Genomic DNA, 17,576 nt, shown 5'->3' on the forward strand with positions numbered 1-17,576 from the left:
GACAAAATTGTTTACAAACGGGCTGGACAGTATGCCACCACTGACCTTATCTTCCGCCACAGGTCACCGCAGTGACCAGCGTCGCTCGGACGGTTCCGGGCGCTTACGTATCCGAGGCAACAATGGCTGAACAAGGTTCGCCGCGCCGCTTTGCGCGCATAGATCGACTCCCCCCTTACGTTTTCAACATCACCGCCGAGCTGAAGATGGCCGCGCGTCGTCGTGGTGAAGACATCATCGACTTGAGCATGGGCAACCCCGACGGCGCCACGCCGCCGCACATTGTCGAAAAACTCGTGCAAGTTGCGCAACGCGAAGACACCCACGGTTACTCCACATCCAAGGGCATTCCACGCCTGCGCCGGGCGATTTCCAATTGGTACAAGCAGCGCTACGAGGTCGATATCGACCCGGAAAGCGAAGCCATTGTCACCATCGGTTCCAAGGAAGGCCTGGCGCATTTGATGCTGGCGACCCTCGATCAGGGCGACACCGTACTGGTGCCGAACCCGAGTTACCCGATTCACATCTACGGTGCGGTGATAGCCGGCGCCCAGGTGCGTTCGGTGCCGCTGGTGCCGGGCGTGGACTTCTTCGATGAACTGGAACGAGCGATTCGTGGCTCGATTCCGAAGCCGAAAATGATGATCCTCGGCTTCCCGTCGAACCCGACCGCGCAGTGCGTGGAACTGGATTTCTTCGAACGGGTGATCGCCCTCGCCAAGCAATACGACGTGCTGGTGATTCACGATCTGGCCTACGCCGACATCGTCTACGACGGCTGGAAAGCCCCGTCGATCATGCAGGTGCCGGGCGCCAAGGACATCGCGGTGGAGTTTTTCACCCTGTCCAAAAGCTACAACATGGCCGGCTGGCGCATCGGTTTCATGGTCGGCAACCCGGAACTGGTCAACGCGCTGGCGCGGATCAAGAGCTACCACGACTACGGCACTTTCACTCCGCTGCAGGTGGCGGCGATTGCTGCGCTGGAAGGCGATCAGCAATGCGTGCGCGACATCGCCGAGCAGTATCGCCAGCGTCGCAACGTACTGGTCAAAGGTCTGCATGAACTGGGCTGGATGGTCGAGAACCCGAAGGCGTCGATGTATGTCTGGGCGAAGATTCCCGAGCAGTACGCGCATCTGGGTTCGCTGGAATTCGCCAAGAAATTGCTGGCCGAGGCTAAAGTTTGCGTCTCGCCGGGGGTTGGTTTTGGTGAGTATGGCGATGATCACGTGCGCTTTGCGCTGATCGAAAACCAAGACCGGATTCGTCAGGCGGTGCGCGGGATTCGCGGGATGTTCCGGGCGGATGGCCTGGCCCCGAAAACCACTGCCTGACACCTATCTGATCGTTCCCACGCTCCGCGTGGGAATGCAGCCCGGGACGCTCCGCGTCCCAAAGCGGACGCAGAGCGTCCATTGAGGCATTCCCACGCAGAGCGTGGGAACGATCACCCACAAAAAAACCGCATCGCTGCGGTTTTTTTGTGTCTGCGAGAAGCCGCTTAAACGAACAGCGACAACAGCAGGATAAAGCCCAACGCGACGATGGACAGGATGGTTTCCATCGCCGTCCAGGTCTTGAACGTCTCGGCCACGGTCATGTTGAAGTACTGCTTCACCAGCCAGAAACCGGCGTCGTTCACGTGCGACAGAATCAACGAACCGGCACCGGTAGCGAGTACCAGCAGCTCACGGTTCACACCCGGAATCATCCCCACCACCGGCACCACAATGCCCGCGCCGGTAATGGTCGCCACCGTGGCCGAACCGGTCGCGATACGGATCACCGCCGCCACCAGCCACGCCAGCAGGATCGGCGAGATCTGCGCACTAACGGCCATGTGGCCGATCACATCGCCGACACCGCTGGTGACCAGCATCTGCTTGAAGCCGCCACCAGCACCGATAATCAGGATGATCGCCGCGGTTGGCGCCAGGCTTGCGTCGAGCCACTTGAGCATTTGCTGGGAACCGATGCCCTGCTTGTGCCCGAAGGTGTACAGCGACAACAGCAACGCCAGCAGCAGTGCCGAGATCGGGTGACCGATCATGTCCATCCAGGTGCGGAAGAAGTGACCGTCCAGCAACGCCACGTCAGCAAAGGTTTTCAGCAGCATCAGGAACACCGGCAACAGCACGGTGATCAGGGTGATGCTGAAGCTTGGCAGCTTGGTCGAGTCGTCGCTTTCACGGGCCAGTTGATCGACCAGTTCCTGATTCGGGTGACCCGGAATGTGCTTGGCGATAAACGTACCGAAGATCGGACCGGCAATGATTGCCGTCGGCAGCGCAACGATCAGACCGTAAAGAATGGTCTTGCCGATGTCAGCGCCGAACACGCCGATGGCCAGCAGCGGGCCCGGGTGCGGTGGCACCAGACCGTGCACGGCGGACAGGCCGGCGAGCAGCGGAATACCGATCTTGATGATCGACACACCGGTGCGACGGGCAACGATGAACACCAACGGAATCAGGAGCACGAAGCCGATTTCGAAGAACAGCGGGATGCCCACCAGGAACGCGGCGAACATCATCGCCCACTGGACTTTGTCTTTGCCGAACGCACGGATCAGGGTCTGGGCGATTTGATCCGCCCCGCCCGACTCGGCCATCATTTTGCCGAGCATGGTGCCCAGCGCAAGGATGATACCGACGAAACCGAGGACGCCACCGAAGCCGTCCTGGAACGCCTTGATGATGGTGCCGATCGGCATGCCGGAGGTCAGACCGAGGAACGCAGCAGCGATGGTCAGGGAGATAAATGGGTGAATCTTGAATTTGGTGATCAGGATAATCAGGCCGATTACCGTGACCACTGCATCGAGCAGCAGGTAGGCGTCGTGGGACATGCCAAACATTGGGGGTGTCTCCTGGATTGTTGTTGTTATTAAAGCGGGTTAAACAGAAGTCGGGAGGACAGCGCTATCTCTTTCAACACACTCATACCGCCTGTTTCAGACCGTGGGCCTGCCACCAGACGTGAGCCTGGGACGCCAGTTCTTCAACGCTGTGGATCGAGGCATTCAGGGCCAACGTCAACGGTTCGCCCTTGGGCGACTCGAGGGTGGCGAACTGGCTTTCGATCAGCGTGGCCGGCATGAAGTGGCCCGGACGATGGGACACACGCTCAGCGGCAACTTCAGGGGTCAATTCGAGAAACACGAAGCCCAGGCCCGGCAAGGCACTGCGCAACACTTCGCGATAACTGTGTTTAAGGGCCGAGCAGGTCAGCACCGGACGTTTGCCCGATGCATCGACGCGACGCAGTTCATCGCACAGGCTGTCGAGCCAGCCGGCACGGTCGTCGTCGTTCAGGGGGATCCCCGCGCTCATCTTTTCGATGTTCGCGGCCGGATGGAAAGTATCGCCTTCAATGGCAGTCGCGCCGCTCAATTGGCACAGGGCCTCGCTGACGCACGTCTTGCCGCAACCGGCAACGCCCATGATGACCAGGGCGGTGATGGGATGACTCATATAACACCTCAGCGCGCAGACAGCGCTACCTTTGCTAGCTATGACTCTAGTGCACAGGCAGAAGTTGCCGACGCCTTCTTGTCGTTTTTTTGGGTTGCAGCAGGTTTGTTCCCAACACCAAAAAGCGAAGATCAGGCAGGACCTCGCTTACGCATTTACAGCTGCATCAGGACAGCGCTACCTTAGTGCCTTGATTTTTGTTTGGCAAGCCGTCGATGACCACCCCTAAAAACGATAAAAATACCCGCACCACCGGCCGTCCCACCCTGAATGAAGTTGCCCGCCTCGCCGGTGTCAGCCCGATTACCGCTTCTCGCGCCTTGCGCGGGGTCAGCACCGTGGCCACCGAACTGGTGGAAAAAGTGCAGAAAGCCGCCCTCGAACTCAACTATGTGGTCAACCCGGCCGCCCGCGCTTTAGCCTCGGCGCAGAGCCATTCGGTGGTGGTGTTGGTACCGTCGCTGTCCAACCTTTTGTTTATCGACACGCTGGAAGCCATTCATCGGGTGCTCACGCCCAAAGGCTTCGAAGTGCTGATCGGCAACTTCCACTATTCACGCGATGAAGAAGAAAACCTGCTGCGCAACTACATGGCCTATCAGCCGCGTGGTTTCTTGTTGACCGGGTTTGACCGCACCGAAAGTTCGCGACGGATGATCGAGGCGAGCAACATTCCCTGCGTGTACATGATGGAACTGGACAGCGCCGCCGGGGTGAATTGCGTCGGATTTTCGCAACTGAGTGCCGGTGAAACGGCGGCCGAGCATTTGCTCTCCCGTGGGCGCAAACGTCTGGCTTACATTGGCGCGCAACTCGATCAGCGTACGTTGCTGCGCGGTGAGGGTTTTCGCAAAGCGTTGCAGAAGGCCGGGCGTTATGACCCGGATCTGGAAGTGCTGACGCCTCGCTCTTCATCGGTGGGCTTGGGCGGGGAACTGTTTTTGCAGTTGCTCGCGGCGCACCCGGATGTCGATGCGATCTTCTTTGGTAACGACGATTTGGCCCAGGGCGCTTTGCTGGAAGCGCTGCGCAATGGCATCAAGATTCCTGAGCAAGTGGCGATTCTTGGTTTCAACGACTTGCCGATGTCCGAACACATGGTGCCGCGCTTGAGCAGCATCAACACCCCGCGTGAAGCGATCGGCCGGCGCGCGGCGGAGCAGATGCTGACGTTGATGGCCGGTAACAGCGTCGCGCGCCCGGTTGAAGACATGGGCTTTGAACTGAAGATCCGCGAAAGCACCTGACCCTTCACAAACGCTGAGTTGAAACACAACCCTTCACCGATCGTTCCCACGCTCTGCGTGGGAATGCCTCAACGGACGCTCCGCGTTCGGCTTTTGATGGGACGCAGAGCGTCCCGGGCTGCATTCCCACGCATAGCGTGGGAACGATCAACCGCCCAACAATTCGACGAGGGCATGCGCGCCCTTCTGCAATGGCTGGCTCTTGAGCCACACCGCGTGCACCGGCATCACCAGACCGTTTTCGATGTTGCGAAAATTCAGCCGTTTCAGTCGCCCGGAGTCGATCCGCGACTGCACCACCGACAACGGAAAATTACCCCAGCCCAATCCCGCCTCGACCATTTCCATCGCCGTCTCAAGGCTGTCCGTGCGCCAATACGACTCTGCCACCAACGGTCGCGTCTCACTGATCGGCAAGTCGCGACTGGCGACGATGATCTGCCGCACGTGCACCAGATCTTCAAGAAACACATCCTGCCCCTGCAACAACGGGCTGTCCGCCGCCAGCGTGGCGATCATCCGCTCGCTGCCGACAAACTGAAAACGCTCCAGCACATTCATGCTCAGCCCGGCGAACGCCAGGCACACGCTGACCCGGCCGCTGTGCAGCATCGCCAGCACGTCATCTTGCGGCGCGGTCAGCACTTCGATATCCAACAGCGGATGCCGCTCGGCGATCTCCTTGATTGCCGCCAGCAAACGACGGCGGTCGATGTCCGCGACCACGCCGATCGACAACTTGCTCTCCAGTCCCAACGACAACTCCACCGCGTGCACTTGCAGTTGCTTGAGCTGCTCGGCAATCAGCCGCGCGTGTGGCACCAGCGACAGCGCCATCGCCGTGGGATGCGGTTCGCGATGGCTGCGGTCGAACAGCAGATAACCCAGTTCGGCTTCAAGGTTGCCAATGCTCATGCTGACGGCGGAAGGCACCCGACCTAATGCGCGAGCCGCCGCTGAAAACGAGCCGCGCTCAATCACCGCAAGAAACAGCTCGATACTGTCGCTGTTGAAATTCACCCTGAACACCTATCAATAGAACTGAAAGTAGCTGACTTTTTCTGTCAGCCCTATTGAAGCTATCTTTCGCCGCCTTCGCCAGTCCCACTGGCCAACAAACGGCAAGAAAGAGGCAAATCCCCATGCAAGGCGTCAAACGCAAACTGGTCTACGTATCGCTCTACGAAGTGATCGGCATGACCTTCTCCGCCCTCGGCCTGGCGCTGTTGTCCGGCACCTCCCCGGGCAGCACCGGGCCGCTGGCGGTGATCATCACCACCATCGCCGTCACCTGGAATTTCATTTACACCTCGATGTTCGAACACTGGGAAAGCCGCCAGCAATCGCGCACCCGCACGGTGAAACGACGCATTGCTCACGCCGTCGGCTTTCAACTGACGCTGATCGTGTTCCTGATTCCGTTGATCGCCTGGTGGATGAATATCAGTCTGGTGCAGGCGTTTCTGCTGGATCTGGCGTTGATTATTTTCATCCCGTGCTACACGTTTGCCTTCAACTGGCTGTTCGACCGGATCTTCGGGTTGCCGGCCTCGGCGTTGCCAGATTCGGCGGCTGCGGCATAAATCGTTAATTCGTAAACAGATATTGCAAGGAATCAGCGGTTTACCCGGTTAAACCGCCGATATTCACAATCCGTTAACTCCGATAGCAGGCTAAGCTTTTCCATCAATAAAAAATGGATCAGCCCCATGACTGCTCACGCCTCCGCCGCCGCGCAAAGCGACGGCATCGACCCGATCCGCGCCGCTCAGGTGTCCGCCCGCATCGATCGCCTTCCGGCGGTCGCGACGATTTGGCGCTTGGTGGCGCTGCTGTCAATCGGTGGTTTCTTCGAACTCTACGATCTGTTTCAGACCGCCTACATCAGCCCCGGTCTGATCCGCGATGGCATCTTCGCCACTGGTAATCAGGGCGTGTTCGGCTTCTCCGATCAGGCGGCGTTCGCCTCGGCGACGTTCCTCGGCCTGTTCCTCGGCGCCAGCCTGCTCAGCCCTTTGGCTGATCGTTTTGGTCGTCGCGCGATCTTCACCTTCGCGCTGGTCTGGTACACGGTGGCGACGGTGTTGATGGGCATTCAGAGCTCGGCGCTGGGCATCATTTGCATGCGCTTTCTGGTTGGCATCGGTTTGGGTATCGAGCTGGTGACCATCGACGCTTACCTCTCGGAACTGGTGCCCAAACGCATGCGCAGTTCGGCATTTGCTTTTGCGTTTTTCGTGCAGTTTCTGTCGGTGCCCGCGGTGGCGTTGATGTCATGGTGGCTGGTGCCGCAGGCGCCATTCGGCGTGTCCGGCTGGCGTTGGGTGGTGTTGGCGAGCGCGGTGTTTGCGCTGTTTATCTGGTGGCTGCGCAAGCGTCTGCCGGAATCGCCGCGCTGGCTCGCGCAACATGGCCGCTTTGATGAAGCCAAGCGGATTCTCGATGGCATCGAAGCACGATGCGAGAAGGATCACGGTAAACCGCTGGATACGCCGGAAACCGTTCCGGTCGACGTCGAAGGCAAGGGTCGCTTCGCCGACATCTGGCAGCCGCCGTATCGCCGCCGCGCGTTGATGCTGATTGTCTTCCACATCTTCCAGGCCATTGGGTTCTTCGGTTTCGGCAACTGGCTGCCGGCGCTGCTGTCCGGTCAGGGTGTCAGTGTCACCCACAGTTTGATGTATGCGTTCATCATCACCCTCGCCTACCCGCTCGGGCCGCTGCTGTTCGTGAAGTTCGCCAATCGTTTCGAAAACAAATGGCAGATCGTCGGCTCGGCCCTCGGCGCGATGACCTTTGGTACCCTGTTCGCCCTGCAGACCAGCGCGTTCGGGCTGATCTTCTGCGGGGTGATGATCACCTTCTGCAATGCCTGGTTGAGCTTCAGTTATCACTCGTACCAGAGCGAACTGTTCCCGACCAACATCCGCGCCCGCGCTGTGGGTTTCTGCTATTCGTTCAGTCGGTTGTCGACGGTGTTCAGCAGTCTGTTGATCGGCCTGTTTCTCGACAACTTCGGTACGCCGGGGGTATTGGCATTCATCGTCAGCAGCATGCTGATCGTGATGGTAACCATCGGCTGGTTCGGCCCGCGTACACGCAATCTGGCGCTGGAGAACATTGCCCATCGCTGAGGGTGGCAACGGTCATCCTCTGCCGCTTATCGGCAAGGGATGACCGCCACGCACACCTGGCCAATGGTCAACTTGTTGAAATAAAAGGACTTACTTAGAAGGCACGGTAATTGCTCCGATACGCCAGTCAGCAATTACCTTCAGGTCCACACATCATGTTGATCAGTGCCAAACAACAGCAAATCATTCATCTGCCCAAAGCGCTGAATGACGATGCGACGTCCACTGCTGCCGCCGGTCTGCAGGGTGGTCTGCACGGCGCCATGCTGCAAACCCTGCAAAACCAGACCCAAGCGCAAACCGCCGAAGCCACCGCCAAGGTACAGGACTCGGCCACGCAGATTGCCACTCAGCAAGTCAGCGAAGCCACGCGCATCAGCGACAACGTCGACGAAGCGTTCGCCAAGACCCGCGTCAACCTGCAAGCCACCGATGCCACCACAACCTCGGCAAAGTCCGCCACCGACGAGTTCAAGGATTACATGAGCAAGACGCCGGAACAGCGTCTGCGCGACAGTATCCTGCAGTCGATGGGGCTGACCGAAGACGACATCAAAGCCATGCCGCCGGAGAAACAACTGGCCATCGGCAAAGAGATCGCCGAGCGCTTGCAGGACAAGATGAAGTTGGCGCAGGCGGAGAAAGACAACGATGTGAAGGACAGCGACAAGCAGGCGGGCAAGTTTCTCGCTGCGCTCTGAGACCACGGATTCCAGGCTACCGCACGGTATCCCTGTAGGAGCTGCCGAAGGCTGCGATCTTTTGATCTTGCTTCCAACAACGAATCAAAAGATCGCAGCCTCGTTCCACTCGACAGCTCCTACAGGCCACTTTGTGGAATCAGTTCAATTGCAGGGTTTCATTGAACTGACTGATCGCATCCACCACATGCCGCGAGCCCTGCTGAATTTCCAGAATCACCTCCCCCGCCTCATTCGCCAGCTCAACCCCGAGCCCGGTGCGGCTGAGACTTGATTGCATGCTCGACACCGCACTCAGCGACAGATCATGGTTTTTGCGCACTACCTCGACAATCTCCAGCGTCGCCTGACTGGTGCGCGCCGCGAGGCTACGCACCTCATCCGCCACTACCGCAAATCCGCGCCCATGCTCCCCGGCCCGCGCCGCTTCAATTGCCGCGTTGAGCGCCAGCAAGTTGGTCTGATCGGCAATGCCGCGAATGGTCTGAACGATGGTGCCGATGATGTCCGACTGTTTGCTCACCGCATCGATACTGGCGGCGGCTTCGTTGAGGTCGCGGGAAATGTCCTGAATGATCTGCACGGTTTGCTGTACGACCTGTGAGCCTTTTTGCGCGCAGGCGTCGTTTTGTACCGAGGTGCTGTGGGCCGATTCGGCGGCGTTCTGCAAGGTGGTCATCTGATGGGTGATGTCGCTGGCGAACTTCACCACTTTGTACAGGCGGCCTTTGGCATCGAATAACGGGTTGTACGAGGCTTCGAGATAAACCATCTGCCCCGACTTGTTCTTGCGCTCGAAACGGTGCGAGTGATATTCGCCACGGTTGAGCGAGGCCCAGAATGCCTTGTACTGCGCAGACTCGGCTTCGGCACGATGGCAGAACAGGCTGTGGTGATGACCGACGATTTCGTTGAGCGAGTACTGCATGGTCTTGAGGAAGTTGTCATTGGCGGCAATGACGTTGCCTTCCGGGGTGAACTCGATCACCGCCATGGAACGGCTGATCGCCGCCAGCATGCTTTCTTCTTCGTGCTCTTTATTCACCCGAGCGGTGATGTCGGCAGCCACTTTGATCACGCTGTGGACTTGCTTGTCCGGGCCATACACCGGCATGTAACTGGCTTCGAGCCAGACTTCCCTGCCGGCCTTGTTCAAGCGCAGGAAAGTGCCGCTGATCGGCTCACCGCGAGCCAGGTCACGCCATAATTTGGCGTACTCCTCGCTGCGATAGAAAGCCTCTTCACAAAACACCCGATGATGTTTGCCACGCACTTCATCGGCGCTGTAGCCCATGGTCTTGCAGAAGTTTTCATTGGCATCCAGAACGATGCCGTCAGGGCTGAACTCGATCATTGCCATCGAGCGGCTGATCGCCGCCAACTTGGCGTTGGCCTCGGTCAGGGCGCAGCTGAAGCGCTCGATTTCCTGCAGGTCAGCCTTGTGATGTAGGTTGAACATGGTTGTATCACCTTCCGCGCGGACTTTTGATTTGATGAAAGTTCAGTTCTTTCACGATCCACCACTACGTTCCACAGAACAGGCACACGCATTCCTCCACGGGAGGAAGTTGTCAGGTGATAAATGATGATCAATCGGAGCGTCCATGCAGCGACGCTCTAATCAAGACATCCTTCTCTTGATAGCCCGCACGCGGGCCAGCCCTAACGCGTTGAAGAACTTCCATGTAAGCGACGCTCCTTGTTGGTTCAGTGTCGGTGCCTTGGGTTGCGCACTCTGGCAGCATGAATTCACGGACTAAGCTGTGCGTCCGGCAAGTTTTGACATGACGGTCGACATAGTTAGTTACGGGAAGCATAGCCAGTGCAAAGACCTGCGCAAGGCCACTAGTCGGCCAGTATCTGGCACTTTTTGCACAAGAAACGGTTCAGCGCGGGGAGAATTGCTGGCGGGGCAGACGCTTTCGCTGGCAAGCCAGCTCCCACAGGATTCTGCGCTTCTGCAAATCAGCGCAATTCCTGTGGGAGCTGGCTTGCCAGCGATGAGGCCATTACAAACACTACAAAAACGACAGAAACGACTTACAGACTTCCAGTCACCTTGGTCGCCACCTCTGCAGGCACCCAAGGCTTCCAGACCTGCGGCTGATCACGCAAAAACGCCTGCGCCACCACCCTCGGCTGCAAACGTTTTTCACTCATCCCGGCCAGGGTCTGATTCAACAGATCGATCGGCAAATCAACCTTTTCAAAAAACGTCACCAACTCCGGATACTGCGCCTTGAACGGCGCCGATACGCCAATCGCCAGGCTCGCCGGCATTGAGCGGGTGCCCTTGGGGTTGGGATTGTTGGCATCGGCCAGGGTCTTCCAGGCCTCGGCATCGAATGGCGGTTCCTCCAGTTTGACCAGTTTGAATCGGCCAAGCAGCGGCGTCGGTGACCAGTAGTAGAACAACACCGGTTTGCCCCGTTTGATCGACGATGCCACCTCGGCATCCAGCGCCGCGCCGGAACCGGTGCGGAAGTTGACGAAGCTGTCATTTAGCGCATAAGCCTTGAGCTTCTGGCTGTTGACGATCTCCGAGGTCCAGCCGGTCGGGCTGTTGAGGAAGCGCCCACGCGACGGATCTTCCGGGTCGCGGAACACGTCTTTGTAGCGCGGCAGATCCGCCACCGACTTCAACTCCGGCGCCAACGCTTTGATCCCGCGCTCAGGGTCGCCCTTGATCACATACTCAGGTACCCACCAGCCTTCGGTGGCGCCTTTGACCGTATCGCCCAAACCGAACACCTTGCCTTCGGCGGCCGCCTTGACCCACGCCGGACTACGCCCGGCCCATTCTTCGCCAATCACCTGGATATCGTTTTTCGCCAATGCGGCCTCAAGGCTGACCGTACTGCCGGGCAACGTGTCGGTCGGGTAGCCATAGCCTTTTTCAACGATCAGGCGCAGCACTTCGGTGATGAAACTGCCGCTCTCCCAGGTGATGTCGCCGAAGTGGATCGGCGTGGTTTTTTCCGTAGCCGAAACAGCACCAACGCTGAGGCTCAGAGCCAGCAACGACGTGCCGAGCAGGGTTTTGATCGATCTCATGCGGACCTCTTGTCTTGCAGGAATTGGTTGGCGCTGTGGCGATCGCACAACGCTTGGGAACGGTTCATGTAAACGCTGACCGAGCGCTGGGAGATGCCCAGTTCGGTGGCGATTTGCGGGTAGGTCAGGCCGTCGATGCGGGCGAGCAGAAACGTCGCGCGGACTTTGCCGGGCAAGCGCTGCAAGCTGTGGTCGAGTCGAGTGAGCGTTTGCGATTGCTGGACGAATTCTTCAGGCGAGGCGGCGTAATCAATGTCGATTGACTGGCGATGACGACGCTCCAGATCAGCACGTCGCCAGCGCTGATACAGCAGACGCTGGGCGATGGTCGTCAGCAAGGCGCGAGGTTCACGAATGGCCGTCAGTGCCGGGGCCTCGAGCAATTGGGCGAAGGTTTCGGCGGCGATGTCTTCGCTGCTGGCCGCGTCATGCAGATGACGGTGCAGATAAGCACAGAGCCCGCGATAGTGGGCGCGAAACAGGCCGTCCACGGTGTGACGATGGGAAAGGTCGGCGCCGGACATAGGGGCTCCTTGATGAGGGGTCGCTGAATGTCCGGTGTTCCGGTGGCGCGATCGTAGCAAGGCGCCTTATTCTTTAATAATATTTAAATTTCATTTTTATATTCTATTCGAGAATATAAAAACTAAAGATCGCAGCCTTCGGCAGCTCCTACAGGTGTACGCATTCGATGTAGGAGCTGCCGAAGGCTGCGATCTTTTAGCGTAAGTGGCTATAGCCCCATTCTTCAGCCTCACGCTGATAGTCGAGCAGGATCTGATAATCGCTTTCGCTGGCAGCAAGCACCTCAGGCAACCCCAAGGTCTGCGCGACCTCGGGCAGTTCGCGCAAAGTCAGATTCATCATCCGCCGCAACGTCTCAACCTGCTCGTCCGTGGCGCTGGCGACGGTAATGAACGGCAGGGTCGGGCTCAGGGCGCTGCGCGCAATCACCCGCAAGACACGGACTTCTTCCGGCGCATATTGCGCCAGATAGGCGTAGGTGACGCTGTCGATGGCGGCCAGATCGGCGCGGTTTTCGCGCAGCCAGCGCAGGCTCTCGCGATGGCCGCCGCTGATGCCGACCGAGGCGAAGAATTGTCCGTCCTGATGCAACGGCGCCAGGCGCTGACGCAACAGGTTCATGCCACTGTTGGAATCCGCGCTGTTGATCACCCCGCGACTGTCGCGGAACTCCGCGAGGATTTGGCGTGGGTCATCAGCGCGGCCGAGGATCAGACTGCAATGATTGCCGGCGCTGGCGTCAGGCTGTTCGTAGCGAGGACGTCCGACGATGCGCACTTGTCCGCGCAATGCAGTCATAAGCGGATAGCCGCAGGTTTGCGTGAGCAGCAGATCGGGGGATAACCAGAGTTCGGGCAACGACAGACCTTCAGCGCTCAAGCGAGTGTGGCCAAGCAGCTCAAGAATGCGCGCAATCCAGCGCTCATTCGCCGCGCGGATTGGCTCGGGGGCGACGTACATCAGGAGTTCGGTGTGGTGTTGAGCCATACACATTTTTTCCGAGTTACAAATAGCCAATGGGGGAGCGAGCCTGCTCGCGATAGCGGTGCATCAGTGACATCTTCGGCGCCTGACACACCGCTATCGCGAGCAGGCTCACTCCTACAGGGTTTTGTGGTGTTCTTGGGTTAGTGGTAAGGATGCTCGGGGCTGTCGATTGGCTTCAAAACATGGCGTCGCCAGAACTCGCCATACCCGCGCACGAGAAACCCGCCACTGCGCGCGATCCATTGCTCGCGATGCATCCGGTAAACCTTGGGCAAGTCGTACCACGCAAGCTTGGGCAAGTCGTGATGCACCAGATGAAAATTCAGATTCAGAAATAACCAGCGCCACGGCCAAGCCGCTTCGTTCAACACCGTGCGCTGTTCGGGTTGTGCGTGGGGACGGTGTTCATAGTAGGAGCGGATCATCGCGATCGACAGCGCCGGTACGCTGATCAGCAGCAGGTAATGCCAGACCGGCAGCGCGCTGACACGGGCGACAAACCACAGCATCAATAATGTAAACGCACCATGAGTCAACCACATCAACCAGGCTTGGCGCTCGCCGTTTTTCAGCCGCTGCAACTGTTCTTTGGCCAACGCTAGCAGCGCCAGCGGGGCGCCAACCAGGAAGCGTCCGAGCACGGTTTTGTTCAACCAATGCAAGCTGCGCTCGAACAGCGAACTGCGTTGCCAGCCAACGCGGGTCAGATAGCGGCTTTCCGGATCGACGCCGGGCACGGTGAGATCCTCATCGCGGTGATGCAGCAAATGGCTGTCGCGATACAGCGTGTACGGATACCACACGGCAAAAGGCGCGTAGCCAAGGATCTTGTTGAAGCGCACCCAGCGCGTCGGATGCCCGTGCAGCAACTCGTGCTGCAACGACAGCCACAGCACCAGCAACGGGATCAGCAACAGCGTGCTCAAGCCACGACCGAGCCAGTGGCTATTGAGAACAATGGCAAACCAGCCGCCATAGACGCCGATCAGCAACAGCCAGGTCGGCCATTCGGTGCGGGCGGTAAAGCGTTGGCGCAGGGTTTCGATCTGCTGACGATGGGCGGCGTCGAAGTAATGGGGCATGGCATTGCTCGGAACGGGATTCTTGCCCTTCTGTGCAACGACGATGCGCAATCTTGCAGATTATTTTCGGGTTCAGGCAGGAGCCCGAGAACCGGGCTCCGGAAAGGCGTGATCAGTGACCGAAGATGTCGACCTTTTTGGCTTTCTTCTCTGCGCGTTTTTCAATCGCGGTCTTGGCCGGTTTCTTCTTCGCGGCTTTCTTTGAATCCATACCTTTGGACATGATGCGTACTCCACTCACAGGGGATGTAGGCTCAGGTATACACCTATCCTGTTGCGCGCGTTCTTTTATAATCGCCGCTTTGCACGCCGACAGTCCGATCCCATGCCCGACACCCAATACAGCCTGCTCGACGAGTCGTTATGGCCGTTGATGAACAAGTTTTACCGCAGCCACCAGTCCTCGATGAAAGCGGTTCGCGATGCGCAATTGTGGGTCGCGCGACGGGGCGAGATTGTTGCCGCGTTGTGTTTGCGACCGGTGGCGGGAGGGCACTGGTTGACCGGGCTTTTTGTTGATCCGGGATGTCGTGAGCAGGGGATTGCCGCACAGTTGATCGCGGCGGCGGTGCAGGATGTGAGCGAGCCGGTGTGGCTGTTCTGCCATCCGGATCTGCGTGAGTTTTATGAGCGGCGCGGGTTCACCTTCGACCCTGCGCTGCCCCAGGCGATGGCGGAGCGCTTGAGCCGGTATGCGCGGAGCAAGCCGATGATTGCGATGGAGCTGAGACCGTCAATCTGATGCAAAACCCTGTAGGAGTGAGCCTGCTCGCGATAGCGGTATGTCAGTGACATTTTCGGTGACTGACATACCGCTATCGCGAGCAGGCTCACTCCTACACGGGGATTGTGGTGTTCTCGGGGATTAGTCGTCTGCTGTGGGATCGAGGTCCGGGAACATCACTTCGGTAAAACCGAACTTAGTGAAGTCGGTGATCCGCGACGGGTACAACCGACCGATCAGGTGATCGCATTCGTGCTGCACAACCCGTGCGTGGAAGCCCGACGCAGTGCGCACAATCGGCTCGCCCTTCGGATCAAACCCTTCATAGCGAATCTGCTGATAACGATCCACCGCACCGCGCAACCCCGGTACCGACAGACAGCCTTCAAAGCCCTCTTCCGTCAGCGGACTCAACGGTGTGATCAGTGGATTGATCAGGATCGTCTGCGGCACCGCTTCAGCGTCCGGGTAACGTTCGCTGTGTTCGAAACCAAAGATCACCAGTTGCAGATCGACACCGATCTGCGGCGCAGCCAGGCCGACACCACCGACGCTTTCCATGGTCTGGAACATGTCGTCGATCAGTTGCCACAGCTCAGGGCTGTCGAACATCTCGGCCGGCACGGGCGGGGCGATACGCAGCAGGCGCTCGTCGCCCATTTTCAGAATTTCACGAATCATGATCAGACTTCGTCAGTGTCCGGCTTGAGCGAATGATCGCGGCCCAGGCCCGAGACGTGTTGTTTGGGATGTTCATCGAGTTCGCCGGGGACTTTCTCACCCGCATCCTTGCCCTCGCTGGACATGTGCTCGATCACCGCATTCATCTCGGCGCCAAGCAACAGCACCGCCGCGGAAATGTAGAAATACAGCAACAGCACGATGATCGCCCCGATGCTGCCATACATCGCGTTGTAGTTGGCGAAGGTTTTCACGTAGAACGCGAACCCCAACGAGGCGATGATCCACACCACCACGGCCAGCACCGAACCGGGGGTGATGAAGCGGAACTCCTGTTTGACGTCGGGCATGACGTAGTAGATCAGTGCCACGGCGACCATCATCAGAATCACGATCACCGGCCAGCGCGCAATCGTCCACACGGTGACGATGAAGTCTTCCAGACCCACCTGCGCGGCGATCCAGCCCATCACTTGCGGCCCGAGCACCATCAGCGCGGCGGCCACCAGCAGCATGCCGGCAATGCCGACGGTGTAGACAATCGACAGCGGGAAACGCTTCCAGATCGGCCGGCCCTCGACCACGTCGTACGCGGCGTTCATCGCGCTCATCATCAAGCGCACGCCCGCGGAAGCGGTGTACAGGGCGATAACGATACCGACTGAAAGCAAGCCACCCTTGGACTGCTGCAACTGGTCGATCACCGGATTGACCTGCTCCAGCGCCTGTGGCGGCAGGACCAGTTCCGATTGCAGGCGCAGCCAGGAGAAGAAGTCCGGCAGGTGCAGGAAACCGATCAGGGCAATCAGAAACAGAATGAACGGGAACAGCGAGAACAGCATCTGGTAGGCCAGTGCCGAGGCGTAGGTCGACATCTCGTCGTCGACGAATTCAGTGACCGTGCGCACCATCACCCGGTGCAGGGGCAGACCTTTCATGTCCGGAAAAATCATTCGCGTCTCCTTTCGCCGCAATACAGGTTGAAGTCGTGGCGACTCAGGGGCCGTTTTTTACATCAAGGTAGCCTGTTTGGCGAACCTTGCCGGGTCTCTGCAGAATTTCGACACAAAAACGGCCATCCTTGGATGGCCGTTTTTGTCTTTCGTTCAAGGCTGAATTACGCCTTGTCGACGCCTTTTTTGACCGCGTCCTTGGCTTTGCCGACCGCTTGCTGGGCCTCACCTTTTTTCTCTTGAATCTTGCCTTCGGCCTGCAGCTTGCTGTTGTCGGTGGCTTTACCGACGCCTTGCTTAACGTTGCCGACCGCTTCGTTGGCCATGCCTTTTACTTTATCGCCTGTGCTACTCATGGTGTTTCTCCTTGGTGCAATTAGGGGAAAAGTCAGTACGTAATGATTGACTGGCCGGGTTTGCGCCAAGTTTCATTTATTTTCAGGGGTTCATTTCGTCGTGGCGTGCAGGTTGGGCTTTATGTTTGCGTGCGTAGCCCCGAGAATGCGCAACATATGGGCGCCAAGCGCCAGGAACTGATCCCGCAGGAATGTTATGAAACTCGATAAAACGCAGGCCATCGCCCGACGCAACAAGGAACTGGGCGGTGCCGTGCTCGGCACCAACAACTGCCATTTCGCCGAACTGAACCGTAACCGCAACATCTGGTGGTTCGACCTGCCAGTGTCGCGTTTGGCCATCGGTCAGTACGAGTGGATTCACTTGCTGATGCACACGCCGGCCACTGACGAACTGCTGCACCTGAAAGTGCCGACGGTGTTCCTGCGCGAAAAGCTTGAAGGGCTGGTGATTCGCAACGAAGGCAAGCGTAAAGCGGCATTGAGCCTGGAATTGAGTGCGGACAAGGACTCGTATCTGCAGGACATGCGTCCGGCGGGGACTAATGTGAATTTCGCGCCGTTCCGTCAATAGCCCTCACCCTAGCCCTCTCCCGGAGGGAGAGGGGACTGACCTAGGTGTCTGGACGAGGTACACCGACCTGAAATATCGA

General features: G+C 58.5%; 18 protein-coding genes and 1 pseudogene. 7 read left to right on the forward strand and 12 right to left on the reverse strand.

Features of this window, described 5'->3' with window-relative positions; all coding sequences use genetic code 11:
- Nucleotides 1-122: 122 nt before the first annotated feature.
- Nucleotides 123-1,340, forward strand: coding sequence for an alanine transaminase (gene alaC, locus ACZZ0A_RS18475; protein WP_007917802.1), 1,218 nt, complete (start codon nucleotides 123-125; stop codon nucleotides 1,338-1,340).
- A 167-nt stretch (nucleotides 1,341-1,507) separates the two neighbouring features.
- Here alaC and ACZZ0A_RS18480 read toward each other — a convergent pair whose 3' ends face one another.
- Both ACZZ0A_RS18480 and ACZZ0A_RS18485 read right to left on the reverse strand, forming a co-directional pair.
- The gene (locus tag ACZZ0A_RS18480) at nucleotides 1,508-2,863 is read right to left on the reverse strand and encodes a GntP family permease (protein WP_463543559.1); all 1,356 of its coding nucleotides are present in this window, start codon (nucleotides 2,861-2,863) and stop codon (nucleotides 1,508-1,510) included.
- Nucleotides 2,864-2,945: 82 nt separating this feature from the next.
- Nucleotides 2,946-3,479, reverse strand: a complete 534-nt coding sequence (locus ACZZ0A_RS18485; RefSeq protein WP_007917804.1) for a gluconokinase — start codon at nucleotides 3,477-3,479, stop codon at nucleotides 2,946-2,948.
- 215 nt (nucleotides 3,480-3,694) lie between these two features.
- Between ACZZ0A_RS18485 and gntR the strand changes: the two genes are divergently transcribed.
- A complete protein-coding gene (gntR, locus tag ACZZ0A_RS18490; RefSeq protein WP_007917805.1) occupies nucleotides 3,695-4,726 on the forward strand; it encodes an HTH-type transcriptional regulator GntR in 1,032 nt (343 codons plus the stop codon).
- A gap of 147 nt (nucleotides 4,727-4,873) precedes the next feature.
- Here the strand turns inward: gntR and ACZZ0A_RS18495 are convergent, their stop codons facing one another.
- Nucleotides 4,874-5,746: a LysR family transcriptional regulator gene (locus ACZZ0A_RS18495; RefSeq protein ID WP_463543560.1), complete on the reverse strand. Its 873-nt coding sequence runs from the start codon at nucleotides 5,744-5,746 to the stop codon at nucleotides 4,874-4,876.
- A gap of 122 nt (nucleotides 5,747-5,868) precedes the next feature.
- Here ACZZ0A_RS18495 and ACZZ0A_RS18500 point away from each other — a divergent pair, with 122 nt between their 5' ends.
- The 3 genes from ACZZ0A_RS18500 (at nucleotide 5,869) to ACZZ0A_RS18510 (ending at nucleotide 8,561) form a co-directional block, all read left to right on the forward strand.
- On the forward strand, nucleotides 5,869-6,309 hold the full coding sequence (locus ACZZ0A_RS18500) for a PACE efflux transporter (protein WP_095112248.1): 441 nt from the start codon (nucleotides 5,869-5,871) through the stop codon (nucleotides 6,307-6,309).
- A gap of 126 nt (nucleotides 6,310-6,435) precedes the next feature.
- Nucleotides 6,436-7,860 carry an MFS transporter gene (locus tag ACZZ0A_RS18505; RefSeq protein ID WP_007917814.1) on the forward strand — a complete coding sequence of 475 codons (1,425 nt, stop codon included), beginning with the start codon at nucleotides 6,436-6,438 and terminating at the stop codon, nucleotides 7,858-7,860.
- 155 nt (nucleotides 7,861-8,015) lie between these two features.
- On the forward strand, nucleotides 8,016-8,561 hold the full coding sequence (locus ACZZ0A_RS18510) for a hypothetical protein (RefSeq protein WP_007917816.1): 546 nt from the start codon (nucleotides 8,016-8,018) through the stop codon (nucleotides 8,559-8,561).
- 139 nt (nucleotides 8,562-8,700) lie between these two features.
- Here ACZZ0A_RS18510 and ACZZ0A_RS18515 read toward each other — a convergent pair whose 3' ends face one another.
- From ACZZ0A_RS18515 to ACZZ0A_RS18540, 6 genes and pseudogenes are all read right to left on the reverse strand, one after another.
- A complete protein-coding gene (locus ACZZ0A_RS18515; protein ID WP_225919999.1) occupies nucleotides 8,701-9,240 on the reverse strand; it encodes a methyl-accepting chemotaxis protein in 540 nt (179 codons plus the stop codon).
- A 3-nt stretch (nucleotides 9,241-9,243) separates the two neighbouring features.
- Nucleotides 9,244-10,020, reverse strand: a pseudogene (locus ACZZ0A_RS18520) (PAS domain-containing protein); the annotation flags it as partial.
- Nucleotides 10,021-10,601: 581 nt separating this feature from the next.
- Nucleotides 10,602-11,615, reverse strand: a complete 1,014-nt coding sequence (locus ACZZ0A_RS18525) for an ABC transporter substrate-binding protein (protein WP_007917822.1) — start codon at nucleotides 11,613-11,615, stop codon at nucleotides 10,602-10,604.
- Nucleotides 11,612-12,139, reverse strand: a complete 528-nt coding sequence (locus ACZZ0A_RS18530; protein ID WP_463543561.1) for a sigma-70 family RNA polymerase sigma factor — start codon at nucleotides 12,137-12,139, stop codon at nucleotides 11,612-11,614. Before ACZZ0A_RS18530 ends, ACZZ0A_RS18525 begins: the two co-directional genes overlap by 4 nt.
- 196 nt (nucleotides 12,140-12,335) lie before the next feature.
- Nucleotides 12,336-13,127: a phosphate/phosphite/phosphonate ABC transporter substrate-binding protein gene (locus tag ACZZ0A_RS18535; RefSeq protein WP_463543562.1), complete on the reverse strand. Its 792-nt coding sequence runs from the start codon at nucleotides 13,125-13,127 to the stop codon at nucleotides 12,336-12,338.
- Between the two features lie 140 nt (nucleotides 13,128-13,267).
- Complete coding sequence (locus ACZZ0A_RS18540; RefSeq protein WP_095112253.1) at nucleotides 13,268-14,209, reverse strand: fatty acid desaturase; 942 nt, start codon at nucleotides 14,207-14,209, stop codon at nucleotides 13,268-13,270.
- Nucleotides 14,210-14,534: 325 nt separating this feature from the next.
- Between ACZZ0A_RS18540 and ACZZ0A_RS18545 the strand changes: the two genes are divergently transcribed.
- Nucleotides 14,535-14,951: a GNAT family N-acetyltransferase gene (locus ACZZ0A_RS18545; RefSeq protein WP_463543563.1), complete on the forward strand. Its 417-nt coding sequence runs from the start codon at nucleotides 14,535-14,537 to the stop codon at nucleotides 14,949-14,951.
- A 123-nt stretch (nucleotides 14,952-15,074) separates the two neighbouring features.
- Here ACZZ0A_RS18545 and def read toward each other — a convergent pair whose 3' ends face one another.
- From def to ACZZ0A_RS18560, 3 genes are all read right to left on the reverse strand, one after another.
- A complete protein-coding gene (def, locus tag ACZZ0A_RS18550) occupies nucleotides 15,075-15,614 on the reverse strand; it encodes a peptide deformylase (protein ID WP_007917839.1) in 540 nt (179 codons plus the stop codon).
- Between the two features lie 2 nt (nucleotides 15,615-15,616).
- Nucleotides 15,617-16,567 (reverse strand): YihY/virulence factor BrkB family protein, encoded by a 951-nt coding sequence (locus tag ACZZ0A_RS18555; RefSeq protein WP_007917840.1) that lies wholly within the window; start codon nucleotides 16,565-16,567, stop codon nucleotides 15,617-15,619.
- A gap of 164 nt (nucleotides 16,568-16,731) precedes the next feature.
- Nucleotides 16,732-16,923, reverse strand: coding sequence for a CsbD family protein (locus ACZZ0A_RS18560; RefSeq protein WP_007917841.1), 192 nt, complete (start codon nucleotides 16,921-16,923; stop codon nucleotides 16,732-16,734).
- Between the two features lie 196 nt (nucleotides 16,924-17,119).
- On the opposite strand from ACZZ0A_RS18560, the gene ACZZ0A_RS18565 reads away from it, so the two are divergent.
- Complete coding sequence (locus tag ACZZ0A_RS18565) at nucleotides 17,120-17,497, forward strand: hypothetical protein (protein WP_007917843.1); 378 nt, start codon at nucleotides 17,120-17,122, stop codon at nucleotides 17,495-17,497.
- The last annotated feature ends 79 nt before the right edge of the window (nucleotides 17,498-17,576 follow it).

The sequence above is a fragment of the Pseudomonas sp. AC242 genome (genome assembly GCF_979258655.1).